18 protein-coding genes, 1 rRNA gene and 1 pseudogene are annotated in these 15,209 nt (G+C 66.7%); 12 read left to right on the top strand and 8 right to left on the bottom strand.

The window, feature by feature from the left end; genetic code table 11:
* The first annotated feature begins 121 nt into the window (after positions 1 to 121).
* Positions 122 to 655 (top strand): DUF8020 domain-containing protein, encoded by a 534-nt coding sequence (locus KO481_RS06010; RefSeq protein ID WP_215916011.1) that lies wholly within the window; start codon positions 122 to 124, stop codon positions 653 to 655.
* Positions 656 to 766: 111 nt separating this feature from the next.
* Here the strand turns inward: KO481_RS06010 and KO481_RS06005 are convergent, their stop codons facing one another.
* On the bottom strand, positions 767 to 2,182 hold the full coding sequence (locus KO481_RS06005; protein WP_215916010.1) for an amino acid permease: 1,416 nt from the start codon (positions 2,180 to 2,182) through the stop codon (positions 767 to 769).
* A gap of 162 nt (positions 2,183 to 2,344) precedes the next feature.
* Between KO481_RS06005 and KO481_RS06000 the strand changes: the two genes are divergently transcribed.
* From KO481_RS06000 to KO481_RS05980, 5 genes are all read left to right on the top strand, one after another.
* A complete protein-coding gene (locus KO481_RS06000) occupies positions 2,345 to 3,097 on the top strand; it encodes a DUF427 domain-containing protein (RefSeq protein ID WP_215916009.1) in 753 nt (250 codons plus the stop codon).
* A gap of 227 nt (positions 3,098 to 3,324) precedes the next feature.
* Positions 3,325 to 3,963 carry a TetR/AcrR family transcriptional regulator gene (locus KO481_RS05995; RefSeq protein ID WP_215916008.1) on the top strand — a complete coding sequence of 213 codons (639 nt, stop codon included), beginning with the start codon at positions 3,325 to 3,327 and terminating at the stop codon, positions 3,961 to 3,963.
* Between the two features lie 102 nt (positions 3,964 to 4,065).
* On the top strand, positions 4,066 to 4,473 hold the full coding sequence (locus tag KO481_RS05990; protein ID WP_215916007.1) for a cupin domain-containing protein: 408 nt from the start codon (positions 4,066 to 4,068) through the stop codon (positions 4,471 to 4,473).
* A gap of 187 nt (positions 4,474 to 4,660) precedes the next feature.
* Positions 4,661 to 4,906 (top strand): hypothetical protein, encoded by a 246-nt coding sequence (locus KO481_RS05985; protein WP_215916006.1) that lies wholly within the window; start codon positions 4,661 to 4,663, stop codon positions 4,904 to 4,906.
* A gap of 228 nt (positions 4,907 to 5,134) precedes the next feature.
* Entirely contained in the window at positions 5,135 to 5,383 is a 249-nt protein-coding gene (locus KO481_RS05980; RefSeq protein ID WP_215916005.1) for a hypothetical protein, read from the top strand.
* 254 nt (positions 5,384 to 5,637) lie between these two features.
* Here KO481_RS05980 and KO481_RS05975 read toward each other — a convergent pair.
* Positions 5,638 to 5,859, bottom strand: a pseudogene (locus KO481_RS05975) (3-ketosteroid-9-alpha-hydroxylase); the annotation flags it as partial.
* Positions 5,860 to 5,932: 73 nt separating this feature from the next.
* Between KO481_RS05975 and KO481_RS05970 the strand changes: the two are divergent.
* A complete protein-coding gene (locus KO481_RS05970) occupies positions 5,933 to 6,172 on the top strand; it encodes a hypothetical protein (protein WP_215916004.1) in 240 nt (79 codons plus the stop codon).
* Between the two features lie 427 nt (positions 6,173 to 6,599).
* Here KO481_RS05970 and KO481_RS05965 read toward each other — a convergent pair whose 3' ends face one another.
* Together KO481_RS05965 and KO481_RS05960 are read right to left on the bottom strand one after the other, a co-directional pair.
* A complete protein-coding gene (locus KO481_RS05965) occupies positions 6,600 to 6,920 on the bottom strand; it encodes a hypothetical protein (RefSeq protein WP_215916003.1) in 321 nt (106 codons plus the stop codon).
* Positions 6,920 to 8,137, bottom strand: coding sequence for a 3-ketosteroid-9-alpha-monooxygenase, oxygenase component (locus KO481_RS05960; RefSeq protein ID WP_215916002.1), 1,218 nt, complete (start codon positions 8,135 to 8,137; stop codon positions 6,920 to 6,922). Before KO481_RS05960 ends, KO481_RS05965 begins: the two co-directional genes overlap by 1 nt.
* A 209-nt stretch (positions 8,138 to 8,346) precedes the next feature.
* On the opposite strand from KO481_RS05960, the gene hsaA reads away from it, so the two are divergent.
* From hsaA to hsaB, 4 genes are read left to right on the top strand one after another with little or no spacing between them, the layout of a single operon-like run.
* On the top strand, positions 8,347 to 9,516 hold the full coding sequence (hsaA, locus tag KO481_RS05955; protein WP_215916001.1) for a 3-hydroxy-9,10-secoandrosta-1,3,5(10)-triene-9,17-dione monooxygenase oxygenase subunit: 1,170 nt from the start codon (positions 8,347 to 8,349) through the stop codon (positions 9,514 to 9,516).
* Positions 9,516 to 10,397, top strand: a complete 882-nt coding sequence (gene hsaD / locus KO481_RS05950) for a 4,5:9,10-diseco-3-hydroxy-5,9,17-trioxoandrosta-1(10),2-diene-4-oate hydrolase (protein WP_215916000.1) — start codon at positions 9,516 to 9,518, stop codon at positions 10,395 to 10,397. Before hsaA ends, hsaD begins: the two co-directional genes overlap by 1 nt.
* Before the next feature lies 1 nt (position 10,398).
* Complete coding sequence (hsaC, locus tag KO481_RS05945) at positions 10,399 to 11,298, top strand: iron-dependent extradiol dioxygenase HsaC (protein WP_215915999.1); 900 nt, start codon at positions 10,399 to 10,401, stop codon at positions 11,296 to 11,298.
* A 17-nt stretch (positions 11,299 to 11,315) separates the two neighbouring features.
* Positions 11,316 to 11,891: a 3-hydroxy-9,10-secoandrosta-1,3,5(10)-triene-9,17-dione monooxygenase reductase subunit gene (hsaB, locus tag KO481_RS05940; RefSeq protein WP_215915998.1), complete on the top strand. Its 576-nt coding sequence runs from the start codon at positions 11,316 to 11,318 to the stop codon at positions 11,889 to 11,891.
* 68 nt (positions 11,892 to 11,959) lie between these two features.
* Here hsaB and KO481_RS05935 read toward each other — a convergent pair whose 3' ends face one another.
* Genes KO481_RS05935 through KO481_RS05925 form a run of 3 tightly spaced genes read right to left on the bottom strand, consistent with a single transcriptional unit; the run spans position 11,960 to position 14,086 of the window.
* On the bottom strand, positions 11,960 to 13,180 hold the full coding sequence (locus KO481_RS05935) for an alpha/beta hydrolase family protein (RefSeq protein ID WP_215915997.1): 1,221 nt from the start codon (positions 13,178 to 13,180) through the stop codon (positions 11,960 to 11,962).
* 11 nt (positions 13,181 to 13,191) lie between these two features.
* Positions 13,192 to 13,668, bottom strand: coding sequence for a MarR family winged helix-turn-helix transcriptional regulator (locus KO481_RS05930; protein ID WP_215915996.1), 477 nt, complete (start codon positions 13,666 to 13,668; stop codon positions 13,192 to 13,194).
* On the bottom strand, positions 13,661 to 14,086 hold the full coding sequence (locus tag KO481_RS05925) for an SRPBCC family protein (RefSeq protein WP_215915995.1): 426 nt from the start codon (positions 14,084 to 14,086) through the stop codon (positions 13,661 to 13,663). The genes KO481_RS05930 and KO481_RS05925 overlap by 8 nt, the downstream gene beginning before the upstream one ends.
* Before the next feature lie 231 nt (positions 14,087 to 14,317).
* Between KO481_RS05925 and KO481_RS05920 the strand changes: the two genes are divergently transcribed.
* A complete protein-coding gene (locus KO481_RS05920; RefSeq protein WP_215915994.1) occupies positions 14,318 to 15,028 on the top strand; it encodes a DUF4253 domain-containing protein in 711 nt (236 codons plus the stop codon).
* A 64-nt stretch (positions 15,029 to 15,092) separates the two neighbouring features.
* On the opposite strand, the gene rrf is transcribed toward KO481_RS05920, so the two are convergent.
* A 5S ribosomal RNA gene (rrf, locus tag KO481_RS05915) occupies positions 15,093 to 15,209 on the bottom strand.

The raw sequence follows: 15,209 nt of genomic DNA, 5'->3' as shown, positions 1-15,209 counted from the left end.
ATGGCGTAATTGCGCCCCACCCACTATCGCATTCGGTTGGCGCAATGCCTCGCAATAGGCGTACTTTCTCCGTGATCGATCATTTACATCGCACAGACTTTTACCCGACGAAGGGCTTCACGTGTCCGTTTCGATTCAAACGCTCGGCCGCAGCATCGCCATCGCCGCAATCACCGCGGGCGCCGTCCTGATCGGCTCCAGCACCGCGGGCGCGGCTCCGGCGCCGATCCAGACGTCGTCCAATGTCAGCGCCACCACCGATATGCACGCGCGCACGGTCACCGCGAAGCTGGTCTCCGGCCGCTTCGTCACGGACGCCGCGACCAAGTCGATCGACGTCACCGACGCCGCGGGCAAGACCGTCGAGTCGATTCCGCTCACCGCCGCCCCGGTCGCGGCCACCGTCAGCAGCGACGGCAAGGCCCTGACCCTGAAGCAGATCGCGTTCACCGATACCGGCAACCAGCTCATCAACCAGTGGGTCTGGGGCGTGCAGCACGGCGGCGCGGTCGGCGCCATCCTCGGCTGCATCCTGGGCTTCTGGTTCTTCGTCATCCCGGGCTGCGTCATCGGCGCCGCGGTCGGCGGTGCGATCGGCAGCCCGAACACCGCCCAGATCAACGGCACCTTCTTCCGGCTGATCTCCGGAAACTGAACCGATCGGCGAAAGCCGAGCTGAAAAGGAAGCCCCGGGCGCACGCCCGGGGCTTCCTGCGTTATTTACACGTCACGTTTTATGCGACGACCGCGGAATCTCTCGTCCAGTTCACGATTCGATCTCGGATGCCGCACGCACCGGCGGCGTCCGGCCGAACCGCACCCGCAGCGGATAGATCGCCGCAACGACCGCCAGGCTCACGATGGAGGCCAGGAGTTGCGGGCGCAGATCCGGTTTCGTCAGCATCGAGCCCATCACCACCAGCAGTACCGCGATCACCAGCCAATTCACGTAGGGGTAGCCCCACAGCCGGTAGGTGAGAGCGGCGGGATTCTCGCGCCGCATCCGGGCGCGGAAACGCCAGTGCGAGAACATGATCGCGAGATAGCAGAAGGCCAGGATCACGCCGATCGAGTTCACCAGGAAGCTGAACACCCGGTCCGGTGACACCGCGGAGGCCAGCACCGCGCACCACGCGGCCACCGTGCCCAACAGCACGGCCCGCGCCGGCACCCCGCGCCGGGTGAGCTTGACCAGCCCCGTCGGGGCGTCGCCGTCGCGGGTCAGCACGTACAGCATGCGCGAGGAGACGTAGATCGCCGAGTTCAGCACCGACAGCACCGCGGTCAGGATCACCACCTCCATGATCGTGCCCGCCGCCGGGACCCCGATCTGGCCCAGCGCACTGACGAACGGACTGGTCAGCACCTTGGCGTCGTCCCAGGGCAGGATCGTCACGACCAGGAAGATCGACGCCACGTAGAACACCCCGACCCGCCACAGCACATTGCTGGTGGCACGGGCCACCGCCCGAGCGGGCTCGTCGCTCTCGGCCGCGGCGAGCGTGACGATCTCGGTGCCGCCGAAGGCGAACATGACGACCACGATCGCCGAGAAGACGCCGCTGATCCCGTGCGGCATCGGCCCGCCGTGCGCGGTCAGATTTCCGAATCCGCCGTGTCCGTGGGGCCACAGCCCCAGCACGTACGACACACCGAGAATCAGGAAGACCACGATCGCCGCGACCTTGATGGAGGCGAACCAGAATTCGAATTCGCCGAACGAGCGCACCGAGATCAGATTCACCGCGGTCATCGTCACCAGTAACGCGGCGGCCAGCAGCCAGGATGGCAGATCGATCCAGGATTTCAGGATCGCCGCACCGGCCACCGCCTCGGCGCCGACCAGCACCACGTACAGATACCAGTACAGCCACCCGACGGTGAACCCGGCGAAAGGCCCCAACGACATTCGGGCGTATTCGGCGATGGATCCGGCCGCCGGGCGCTCGGCGCCGACCGAGCCCGCGACCACCATCTCCCCCAGCGCCCGCAGCACGCACAGCACCAGCACCCCGGCCACCGCGTACGACAGCACCGCCGCGGGCCCGGCGGTCCTGATCACCGACCCACTCCCCACGAACAACCCCGCGCCGACCGCACCACCGATCGCGATCATCGTCATATGCCGACGGCGCAGGCCGCTGCGCAAGCCCTCACGCACGGCGTCGGTCGTGTTCGTCATGTATTACCTTCTTGTTCGCTGCAGTGTTGCCAAAACACCATAGCGAGCCGCCCGGGCCTCGAGAAAACGCAGGTGGACAAGGGTGCTCTCGGCATTTTCCGAAGGCTTCGGACGATCCCGCGCGCTCCCGGCATTCACGCCGGGCGCGTACCGTAGGCGGGTATGAGCGAGACGAATCGTGGCCGCGTCCGCACCGAGCCGGGCCACAAGCGAATTCGGGCTTACGCCGCCGGGAAGCTGATCGTCGACACGACGCACCCCGTGCTGGTCTGGGAGAGCCCGTACTACCCCACCTACTACCTGCCGGCCACCGATCTGGTCGCCAAGCTGGAGCCGACCGGCGCCACCAAGCACTCGCCCAGCCGCGGCGAGGGCACGATCTACGACGTCGTCGCCGACGGCGTGACGAAAGCCGGTGCGGCCCTGCGCTATCCGGATTCCCCGATCCCCGAGCTGCACGACCTGGTACGGCTCGAGTGGGCCGCGATGGACGAGTGGCTGGAGGAGGACGAGCCGGTCTACGTCCATCCGCGCAGCCCCTACACCCGCGTCGACATCCTGGCCAGCTCACGGCACGTGCGCGTGGAGGTCGACGGCGTCACGGTCGCCGAATCGCGCTCGCCCCGGATCCTGTTCGAGACCGGTCTCATCCCCCGCTACTACCTGCCCCTCCCCGACGCCCGCCAGGACCTGTTCACCGCGTCGGACACCCAGACCCACTGCCCCTACAAGGGCACCGCGGGCTACTACAACCTGCAGGTCAACGGCACCGAATACAACGACCTGGTCTGGTACTACCGCACCCCGCTGCCCGAAAGCCAGAAGATCGCGGGCCTGGTCTGCTTCTACAACGAGAAGGTCGACATCTACCTGGACGGCGTGCTGCAGGAACGCCCGAAGTCCCCGCTCGCCTGACCCGACCCGGCGCGGCCGGCCGTGCGCGAGCCTCGGTTATCGCAAGGGCCGACCGGCCGCGAACATGCTCGAGGATCCCGGTTGCCCGCGCCCGCGCGGCATCCCGGGCCCCGAGGTCGCCCCCAGCAGCCGAACGGCCGGCCATCCGGGTTTTGATACGCTCGTGTATCGGTCAGCGGTATTCACACGGCCCGGATGCCGCCCTCGATTCCGACGCAGGAGGTGACATGTCCGTGCAGACCGATTCGTCCGGCCCGGCCCCCCGCGTCACCAAGCGGCGCGCGCAGACCCGGCAGCGGCTCCTGGACGCGGCGTTCGAGGCCTTCGCGGACGAGGGTTTCGGGCGCTGCACCGTGGAACAGATCTGCGAGCGCGCGGGATATACCCGGGGCGCGTTCTATTCCAATTTCACCTCGCTCGAGGAATTGTTCCTGGAGATGTGGGAACAGCGCTCGGCGCAAATGCTGCACGACGTGGCCGCGATGCTCGACGACACCGCCGGAGTAGACGATCTGCGCACCGGGGTTGATCGGGTATTGCACGCGGTTCCCCTGGACGACAAGTGGTTTCGCATCACCTACGAATTCACCGCGCACGCGTTGCGCACCCCGGCGCTGCGGCGGGTGATGGCCGCGCGCGAGGAGGCGATCACCACCGCGCTGCTGCCGGTGGTGCGGGCACTGCTCGAGCGGGCCGGGCGCACGGTCACCGACCCGGCGGCACTGGGCCGCGCACTGGTCGCCGTGCACGACGGCACCGCCACCCAGTGCCTGATCGAACCGGAGAATCCGGTGGCCCGCGCGCAGCGGACCGACCTGTTCACCCACGTCTGCCTGGCCTACAGCACACCGCACGGCGACCACTGACAGCCGTTGTGCCGGTAGGGATTTGCGCCACGCCATAACGCCCGCCACGACCGGCGGAACAATCGCCCGACGCACCATCGCACGACCGCCCAGGAGGCGCACATGACCGACCGACCGGACCTCGCCCGCACCCTGGATCTCCAACCCCACCCGGAGGGTGGCTGGTACCGCGAAATCTGGCGCAGCCCCGTGGAATTCACGCCCGAGGGCTACGACGGCCCGCGCGCGGCCGCGACCTCGATCCACTTCCTGCTGCTGCCCGGCGAGCGCTCGGCCCCGCACACGGTCCGCTCGGACGAGATCTGGCTGTGGCATCGCGGCGGCCCGCTGCTGCTGAACATCGGCGGCGAGGAGATCACCCTCGGCCCCGACGTGGAGCACGGCCACCTGCCGCAGGCCGTCGTCCCCGGCGGCGTCAGCCAGTCCGCCCGCCCGGCCGGCGACGACTACGTACTCGTCAGCTGTATCGTCGCCCCCGGCTTCGACTTCGCCGACTTCCGGCTGGACTGAGTCCGCAGCGGCGATCAGGCGGGGGCAGTGAGTGTATCGGATAAATGAAATTGCCTCTGCCCCTGGCTGTTTGGGCAAAGCAAGTACGGTCGGCCGGACCGCCGATTACCGGTAACACCGATCTTCATCGTCGCGACATCTGAATTGCCAGCCTTGATGCAGAGCATCTCCACAGGAGGAAGTTCAGATGTCCATCAAACGAACAGCCCTCGTCTCCGCGATCGCCGCCGCAGCGTTGCTGGGGTTCGGGGCATCCCCAGCCGTCGCGCAGATTCCGCTGCAACCCAGCACACCGGCTCCAGTCGCGTCGACCCCCAACACCCCCTCGGGGCAGCCCATCTACATCCCCTCCTCGACAGGGAGCGCCGACGGTTTACTCTCCTCGGGCAGTGGCGACCCCTGCCATTTTCTGCCCGTTAGCTGCAGCTACTAACGAACCCGACTGCGGCATATAGTCGTTCCCAGATCTGAGACGCCGCCGACTTCGGCCTCACGGTCGTTCAACCCGGACCGGAGAATCCTGGTCTGAGCCCTCCAGTCGCAGCACGGTGCATGTCCACTTCCACCGCGCCAACCTCTGACCGAGGTAACGAAAGACCGTTATCTCGGCGAGATATCACTCTCTACTCCCGATTCGAACATCGACAGAAGGAAGTCTTGGATGTCCGTCAAACGCTCAATTTTGTTCTCCACGATCGCCGCCGCGGCACTGCTGGGGTTCGCGGCGGCCCCAGCCGTCGCGCAGATTCCGCTGCAACCCGCCGCACCGGCTCCGGTCGCATCGTCGCCGCAACTCTCCACCGGAAGTGATGCCAACGGGTTTCTCAACGCGATCCTCGACAACCTGCTCTCGGGGAGCGGCGGCGGCGTATGCAACCCCAACGCCGGCGTCATCAAGGGTTGCGGATAGCGAAGACAGACGGCCCGGACCTCCACACAGCTCCTTGAACACGGGGCAGGCCTGCGCCGGGTTCACCGTCCACTGCACCGACGTCTGATGCGAGCTGGACTTGCGCACAAGGACATTCGTCCCGCATGTCTGGCAGGCAAGCGGCGCCATTCCCTCCTCGAGGTAATGCCGCTTGTCCACGACCGTCTGGGCGCGCACCTGCGCCCGTCGCTCCGGACGGTCCGCGAAGTCAGGCGCCTTCGCCCAGGTGGCCATCAGACCGTCGCCTCCGCGGCCTTCGACTCGTCGGATTCCCGCTTGCGGCGCAGGTTCTCGGCGACCTCGGCTTCCCAGGCCTCATTAGCCTTAGTGGTGTCGACCTCGAATTCGAACCGATCGGTGCTCTTGGAGTCGACATCGGCGACGTCCACGTAGAACTGGTCGTACCAGCGGCGCAGCTGGTAGACCGGGCCGTCCTCCTCACACAGGAGCGGATTATGGAAAATGGACTACCCGGTCCCGTCCGAGATTCGTTATCGTGATGCCGCCAGTTCATACGGGAGGAAAGTCTTGACTATCAAGCGTTTTGCACTCTATTCGGTGGCCGCGGTGGCGATCGGCATGCTCGGCACCGGAACCGCGGCCGCGGCCGCGGAAATCACCCTGCAGCCCGCGCCGACCGCGCCCGCCGCCCCGGCCGCACACGACAACGCGACGGCGCAGCAGGTCGCCAGCGTGCCCAGCACCGGTTCGGCGAATTTGCTGCCCAAGCTCATGTGTGGCGTTGACGGCTACAAGGGCGCTTGCTGACCAACCTCGCCTTCACACACAAGACGCACCCCGCCCAGGATTGCCTGGACAGGGTGCGTTTGCTATGTTGCGGCTGGACTGAATCCGCCGCACTCGTGAAATCGCTTCCGGCCCTGGAACCCTGATCGATATTCGCCGCGCCCGTACCGGAACGCCGCAATTCCCTCAGCGATGTCCGAGACCCGCCGCACCGGCGCCGGTCACCTCGCCCCCCGGCCCACCTTCGGCCCAACCGATTTATATCCCCTCCTCGACGGGGAGCGTCGACACTTTGTCCTCGGCGATCGGCGGAGGCACCCCCCGCCCCTGTGGTGACCAATGCTGGTCTCGCTGAAAGCAGCTGCAGCACCAACGATCTACCTACCTCACATGTGAATGCACCCCGGGCGGTACAGCCCGGGGTGCATTCACATGAAAGCGGCTGCGACTATTCGTCGACGGAGATGATGCCCTCGTCGACGGCGTGGGCGATGGTGCGCTCCAGGTTCGGGCACCCCTCGGGGCGGCCCGGACCACCGGTCAGCTCCCGGAACACGGGGCAGTGATCGGCCGGATTCGCCGTCCACTGCACCGAGGTCTGGTGTGAGCTGGACTTGCGCACAAGGACATTCGTCCCGCACGTCTGGCACGCGAGCGGCGCCATTCCCTCCTCGAGGTAGCGCCGCTTGTCCACGACCGTCTGGGCGCGCACCTGCGCCCGTCGCTCCGGACGGTCCGCGAAATCCGGTGCCTTCGCCCAGCCGGCCATCAGACCGCCGCCTCCGCCGATTCCGAAGACTCCTGGGCCTTCGTCTCGTCGGCCTCCCGCTTGCGGCGCAGATTCTCCGCGACCTCCGCCTCCCAGGCCTCATTGGCCTTGGTGGTGTCGACCTCGAATTCGAACCGATCGGTGCTCTTGGAGTCGACATCGGCGACGTCCACGTAGAACTGGTCGTACCAGCGGCGCAGCTGGTAGACCGGGCCGTCCTCCTCGCACAGCAGCGGATTGTCGATCTTGGACTTGTGCTTCCAGATCTCGACGTCCTGCAGGAAGCCGACCGCGATGCCCTCGGTCATCTTCTCGGCCAGCTTCTTCGAGGACTTGTCGTCCAGCCCCGTCGGCTTCTGCACCGACACGCCGTACTGCAGCACGAACGAATCCTGCGTCACCGGGTAGTGGCAGTTGATCAGGACGCTCTTGACCTCGAACCCGCCGTAGAAGTTGTGCAGCGGATTGATCATGTACGAGGGGCCGTAGTACGCGGCCACCGACTTGAGCAGCGAATCGCCGTACTGTGTGCCCATGCCGATGTCGGGCCGGGACTTGGTCTCCAGGAACTGCGTGGCGACGTGGCCCTCGAAGACGTTCTTGAAGTACGTCGGGTAGGCGAAGTGGATGTAGAAGAAGTGCGCCATGTCGACCACGTTGTCGATGATCTCGCGGCAGTTGGCGCCCTCGATCAGCATCGAGTTCCAGGTCCACTCGGTCCAGCCGTCGTCCAGCGTCTCGCTCGGGTTGCCCTCGGCATCGGTGTAGGGACCCTCGATGTGGGGGATGGTGATATCCGCCGGTGGCGGATTGCCCTCGTGGTCGTGCCACACGAACAGCTGACCGTTGCGCTCGAGGGTGGTCCACGAGCGGGTCTTGGCGAGCGGGGGCACCCGGCGGCCGTACGGAATGCCGGTGCAGCGGCCGTTGCCGCCCCAGCGCCAGTCATGGAACGGGCAGGCGACCGAATCGCCCTTGACCTCGCCCATGCTCAGGTCGCCGCCCATGTGCCGGCAGTACGCGTCCAGTACCTGCAGCTCGCCCTTGCTGTCGGCGAATATCACCAGTTTGGTGCCGAACACCGAGATGGCGTGCGGCTTGCCGTCCTTGAACGGAGCGGCCAGGCCGAGGCAATGCCATCCCCGCGCATATCGGGTGGGCGCGGTACCGACATCGATCTCACGGACCTTCCCGCCCCGCGGTGGGGTTACTGCCATTGCGATCCTCCTCTACGATTACTAGAACACGTTACAAAATTGTGCGGGCTTGCGCCAGTTATTCCGTCGACTACCAGGCAAGGGGCGCCGACGCCCCCCAGCGAACACCCGTTCTCGACAGCAATGAGAACGTGTTCTAGTCTCAGAGTAAGTATCAGTCCCGGGGACATCGGGTCCCCGCACCGATCGAGCCAGGAGCAGCCCCCGAGATGACGCAAGAAGTAGTAGAGCGGGTCGAAGCGCTGCTGCCTATGCTGCGCGAACGCGCGCAAGAGGCAGAGGATCTGCGCCGCATCCCCGACGAGAGCATCAAGGCGCTGCAGGAGGCCGGGTTCTTCCGGCTGCTGCAGCCGCACCAGTGGGGCGGCCACGCCGCCGATCCCGTCGTGTTCTACGACACGGTGCGCAAGATCGCCAGCGCCTGCGGCTCCACCGGCTGGGTCGCCGGCATCATCGGTGTGCACAACTGGCACCTGGCGCTGTTCGATCAGCGCGCGCAGGAAGAGGTCTGGGGCGAGGACAACCAGGTCCGCATCTCCTCCTCCTACGCCCCGATGGGCGCGGGCGTGGTGACCGACGACGGCTCGGGCTATACCGTGAACGGCTCGTGGGCCTGGTCCTCGGGCTGCGATCACGCCGACTGGGTGGTCGTGGGCGGCCCGGTGATCAAGAACGGCAAGCCGGTCGACTTCGGCAGCTTCCTGATCCCGCGCAGCGAATACCGCATCGACGACGTGTGGAATGTAGTCGGCCTGCGGGGCACCGGCTCCAACACCGTCGTGGTGGAGAACGTCTACGTGCCGCGGCACCGGTTCCTGTCGTTCCGGGTGATGAGCGAGCTGAAATCGCCCGGCCTGGAGCAGAACACCGATCCGGTGTACAAGATGCCCTGGGGCACCATCCATCCCACCACTATCTCCGCGCCGATCGTCGGAATGGCCTACGGCGCCTACGAATCGCACGTCGAGCACCAGGGCAAGCGAGTCCGCGCGGCCTATGCCGGCGAGAAGGCCAAGGACGATCCGTTCGCCAAGGTGCGCATCGCCGAGGCCTCCAGCGATATCGACGCCGCCTGGCGTCAGCTCTCGGGCAATGTCGCCGACGAGTACGCACTGCTGCTGGCGGGCAAGGAGATTCCGTTCGACCTCCGCGTGCGCGCGCGCCGCGACCAGGTCCGCGCCACCGGCCGGGCGATCTCCTCGATCGACAAGCTCTTCGAGAGCTCTGGCGCCACCGCGCTGGCCAACGGCACTCCGCTGCAGCGGTTCTGGCGTGACGCGCACGCCGGCCGGGTGCACGCCTCCAACGATCCCGAGCGCGCCTACGTCATGTACGGCACCCACGAGTTCGGGCTGCCGGTCACCGACGGGATGGTGTAATGACCTCGGTGGCAAGCGAAATCACCTTCGAGTCGACCTCGCGCTACGCGCAGGTCCGCCCGGATCTGAAGCTGCACTACCACGAGGCCGGTGTCGGCAACGGCCCGACGATCGTGCTGCTGCACGGCGGCGGACCCGGCGCCTCGTCCTGGGCGAACTTCGCCCGGAACATTCCGGTGCTGGCCAAGGATTTCCACGTACTGGCCGTGGATCAGCCCGGATTCGGACTGTCCGACAAGCCGACCGAGCATCCGCAGTACTTCGTGCACAGCTCCACGGCACTGAAGGATCTGCTCGACACGCTCGAGATCACCGACCGGGTCCACCTGCTGGGCAATTCGCTCGGCGGCGGCACCGCGGTACGCTTCGCACTCGACTTCCCGGATCGCGCGGGCAAGCTCGTGCTGATGGGCCCGGGTGGGGTGAGCACCAACCTGTTCGCGCCCGATCCGACCGAGGGCGTCCGGGCGCTGAGCTCGTTCGTGGCGGAGCCGACCCGGGAGAACATCGAAAAGTTCATCCGGATCATGGTTTTCGACCAGAAGATCGTGACCGACGAGCTGATCGACGAGCGGTTCGCCCTCGCGAACACCCCCGAATCGCTCGCGGCCATGCGCGCGATGGGCAAGTCGTTCGCATCGGCCGACTACGAGAAGGGCATGCTCTGGCGCGACGCCTACAAGCTGCGTCAGCCGGTGCTGCTGATCTGGGGCCGCGAGGACCGGGTCAACCCGCTCGACGGTGTACTGGTGGCGGTCAAGTCGATCCCGAGGGTACAACTGCATGTGTTCGGCGGCTGCGGCCACTGGGCTCAGGCGGAGAAGTTCAACGAATTCAACCGCCTGACAACCGATTTCCTGCTCGGCCTGAAGGAGGCGTGAGATGAGTCTGCGCGCGCTCGGATATATGCGCATCGAGGCCACCGATATGGCGGCGTGGCGCGAATACGGGCTCAAGGTGCTCGGCATGATGGAGGGCGACGGGCCCGACAAGGACGCCCTCTACCTGCGCATGGACGAGTTCCCCGCCCGCCTGGTGATCGTGCCCGGCGAGAAGGACCGGCTGCAGGTCTCGGGCTGGGAGGTCGTGGACGCCCCTGCGCTGCAGCAGCTCCGGGAGAAGCTGAACGGCGCCGGCGTGCCCTTCAAGGAGGGCACCAAGGAGGAACTCGCCGACCGGCGCGTCGAGGCGATGATCCGCTTCGAGGATCCGGACGGCAACGTGCTCGAGGCCTTCCACGGCTCGCAGTACGTCGCCCGGCGGTTCGTCAGCCCCTACGGGCACAAGTTCGTCACCGCCGAACAGGGCCTCGGCCACGTCGTGCTGACCTGTACCGACGACGCTGCCGCACAACGGTTCTACCAGGATGTGCTCGGCTTCCGGCTGCGCGACTCGATGCGGCTGCCCCCGCAGATGGTCGGCCGCCCCGCCGACGGGGACCCGGCCTGGCTGCGCTTCTACGGCTGCAACCCGCGCCATCACGCGCTGGCCTTCCTGCCGCTGCCGAACCCGACGGGCATCGTGCACCTGATGGTCGAGGTGGAGAACTCCGACGACGTCGGCCTGTGCCTGGACCGCGCGATGCGCAAGAAGGTCAAGATGTCGGCCACCCTCGGGCGGCACATCAACGACAAGATGCTGTCCTTCTATATGAAGACCCCGGGCGGATTCGATATCGAATACGGTTGCGAGGGGCTGGAAGTCGACGACCACTCCTGGATCGCGCGGGAGTCCACCGCGGTGAGCCTGTGGGGTCACGACTTCTCGGTGGGATTCAAGTAGCGAGACAGGGCGACGATATGACCACGAGTGAACAACCCGCGATCGATCCGCGTCAGTTCCGGAATGTGCTGGGGCAGTTCTGTACCGGCATCACCGTCATCACCACATTCGGTGCCGACGAGGCACCGATCGGCTTCGCCTGCCAGTCGTTCGCCGCCCTGTCCCTCGATCCACCGCTGGTGCTGTTCTGCCCCACCAAGGAGTCCCGCTCCTGGGCGGCGATCGAGGCCAACGGCAGCTTCTGCGTGAACATGCTGGCCGAGGAGCAGCAGCCGGTCTGCGCCCGTTTCGGCTCCCGCGAACCCGACAAGTTCGCCGGAATCGACTGGCACACCACCGATCTGCAACTCCCCGCACTGGACGGCGCGCTGGCCACCATCCAGTGCACCGTGGAACAGGTGCTCGACGGTGGCGACCACTACATCGTCATGGGCCGGGTGCAGTCCCTGTCGGAGTCGACCGAATCCGGCCGTCCGCTGCTGTTCTACCGCGGCCAGTACACGGCCATCGAGCCGGAGAAGACCACTCCCGCGCCCTGGCGCGCGGATCTCGAGCACTTCCTCACCACCACCACGCTCGACACCTGGCTGTAGATCGCGAAGACATCGAGGGCGGTATCCGGCTCACCTGCCGGGTACCGCCCTCGTGTTCTGCACGGTGCCTACGTGTGCGGGTCGAAGGTGATCTCGGGAAATGCGGCGCTGGGCCCGTCGAGCAGCGGTTCGGGCCGACCGCCCAGGATGTGGTCGAACATCGCCTTGACGTAGGCGGTGATCGCGGCGTGGGCGCGGTCGGGTGCGATCGTGCCGAAGAGACTGGACACCGCCGGCGCCCGGGTGACCGATGGCGGCAGATACTCCAGATCCGTGAACGACAAGTGCCCGGAATCGGCCAGGACGACCGCACGGGTCCACCCCACCCGCCCCGCGCACATCAGCCCCATGCGACGACGGCGCGTGACCTGATCTGCCCGGCCATCGGCCATGAACAGGATCGGGCGCCGCGAATCCGCGACAAGGCCGGTACCCAGCTGCGCCGGATCGGAGTAGCCGTCGAGATCGACGCCCGCCCGGACCCGCGGATCGGCATACACGCTCGAGGTGCCACCGAGCGAGTGCCCGAACATCCCGACGCGCGTCAGATCCATTGCGGCTCCCAGCCCCGACGGCAGTGCTCGACCGCCGGAGTCGCGAACGCTCCCGTGGGTCAACAGAGTCAGCTCGTCGAGCACGAATCGGATGTCGCCCGTTCGTGCCGCCCACGAGATCCGGTGTGCCCGGGCGGGTTCGGTCACGTTCCGTGGGTCGTAGAGCGCGATATGCCCATCGGGAAACACCGTGCCCGGCACCGAACCATGGGTATCGCCGATCGATACCACGGCATAGCCACTGGCCGCCAGCGCCTCGGCCACCGACGCGCCCGCGCGCGCGGGCAGGCCGGCGCCGGGCGAATAGAGCAGCACCGGTAGCGATTTCGTGCCGGCGGCAACGGGCGGATTGGCATACACGCGAACGGACCGCAGCGTTCCGGACAGGCCGGGCAGCAGATCATCGGCCGCGGGATAGGCCCCTGCGGCCGCGGGGTAATCGATCGTGACGGACAACTCCCGGCGCGCGGTGGGCTGCCACGGATCGGCGCGGCTCTCGTCGACGAGTTGCAGTGTGGTGACGCCGATCTGCGGGAGAGTGGCCGCCGAGCCAACGGCAGAGCCGAAGTCCGTAACGCACGCGACCAGCCCCAGCAGGACAGCGATCACAGGCAGCGCACGCCCGATCGACGAGCGTTCCGACCTGTACTGTCCAGCCCGGCGCGCCCGTAGGAACGCCGCATTCGCCACCATGGTGCGGTGATACGGTCCGGCGAACTCCCAGCCGATAGCCAATTGGGCCCGGATCAGTCCGCGGGCCCATTCACAGGGACGCGGTGGGTGGCGATGGGGCGCAGGTGATCTCGCAGTAGGTCTCCGTGCGGACCGAAGAGCTGCACGTCGGTATCGACCGCGATCTGCACGCCCTTGCTCACCAGATCCCTTCCGGCGGAGGTGAGTTCGAGGCGAACCGCGCGAGCATCGGCGGGATCGGGCGTGCGCCGCAACAGCTCTCGTTCCTCGAGAGCGCGGATCACCCGCGAGGCCATCATGCGGTCGGCGCCGGCCATGTCCGCGGCCTGCTGCTGAGTTGGCAGATCGCCGTGCCCCGACAGCCATCCGGTCGAGGCGAGCAGATTGAACTGGGTCGGGGTGAGTCCGAGCGGTCGCAGGTTGCGCTCCAGCGTGGCTCGCCATTCCAGGGCCGCGTGATGCAGCCAGAACCCCGGGGACATCAGCGGCCCGCGGGGCGTGGCGTGTGGTGGCTCCGGATTTTCAGCCACGCCTGGCCGCCTCCTCGGCCAAGGCCGCGAACGTCCGCGGCATGTCGGCGCGCATCCCCTTTTCCCAGATCAGCTTGAACAGCGGCCCCATCGGTCCGTGCACCTCTACCTCTTCGGACACCTTCACCGTCCCATCGCCCTGCGGCTCGTATGTGCGCCGGCCCCGCAGCTTCCCGAACGGAATACCCGCCTCGCTGGTCCACGACCGTTTCGGCTCCACCTCCACGATGGTGAACGGCCCAGCCGGGGCGCCCTTCGGCTTCACCCATCCGACGGTACCGGCCTCGAACGGGCCCTCGATTCGCGACCGCTCCTCGTGCGGATCCCAGTCCGCCCAGTGCGCTACATCGGTGGCCACCGCCCAGATCCGGTCGGCGTCTCCCTCGATAACGGCTTCTTCGGTGAACGAGTACATCATGACAACCTCCGCTGTTGTTGTTGCGACTACATTATCTGTTGCCGCGACAACAATCAATGCCCTGGCTGTTTCCCGCTGGCCGCAGAGTGGGTTGCTCACCGGGGCCTGAGGGGCGGGCATACCTCTCACCTTGGATCTGCCTCGCGGGAAGGTCGCCTGTCGGCGGGCGCCGTTAGCTTCACGGGGTAGGTCCAGCCGAGTTGCCAAGGTATACAAGGGGGTTCATCGGATATGTGTGGCACGAATCCGTTCGGTACGGTGCCCGCCGGGTTACTGTCCGGAAGCGTCGCAGCCTCCCGGGAGGCCGGGCGGCCGATCATGTGGCTCTCGAACGACAGCGGGCCGGCGGCCCAGAAATGCTGGGAGCGGTACTACGAGGAGCATCCGCGGACCGGGCTGTATCCGCTGCTGCTCGACGACTGCCTGGATGTCGACCTCATGCTGAGTACACCCGTCACCATCGAGGACATCGACGAGACTCCGGGCGAACGGCTCATCCGGGAGTACTTCGAATACTTCGGAGACGAGTGGCCCGGCTTCGTGCCGGCGAGACGGCTGGGGGCACCCCCGGGCTATGCGGCCGGGCGCCTGGCCGTTGAGGGGACGTCCGATTACCGCCTGGCGCTGGTGCCGTGTACGCGCGGCGCCGATGCCCCGGGCCTCATCGGCTGGTCGGGCGCCGCCAACTACACGGTGAACGTCGAGAAGATATCCGCCGTGCTGCGAACCTGGGAGGACCGGTTCGGCGTTCGCGTGGTGAAGCTCGGATGTTCGACATTGGAGCTGTCCGTCGCCGCGCCGCCGCGGACCATCAGCGAAGCCCGCCGAATCACGTTGGAGCATTCGGGTTTCTGTCCGAGCATCTGGAGGGACCACGTCACGCTCGAGAGCTATGCGAGCAGGCTGCTACGGCAACCGGCGTGGCGATTCCGCTGGGAATGATTGCGGGGCAACGGTGAACGCACGAAGGCCCCCAGCTGATGCTGGGGGCCTTCGGCAAAGGATGTTCCGGCGGTGTCCTACTCTCCCACACCCTGGCGAGTGCAGTACCATCGGCGCAGGTGGCCTTAGCTTCCGGGTTCGGAATGGGACCGGGCGTTTCCCCACCGCTATAGCCGCCGTA

It is taken from the genome of Nocardia albiluteola, from assembly GCF_018860155.1.
Classification (GTDB): domain Bacteria; phylum Actinomycetota; class Actinomycetes; order Mycobacteriales; family Mycobacteriaceae; genus Nocardia; species Nocardia albiluteola.
The sequence above is the reverse complement of the archived record's forward strand: the minus strand, read 5'-3'. Positions and strand labels throughout refer to the sequence as shown.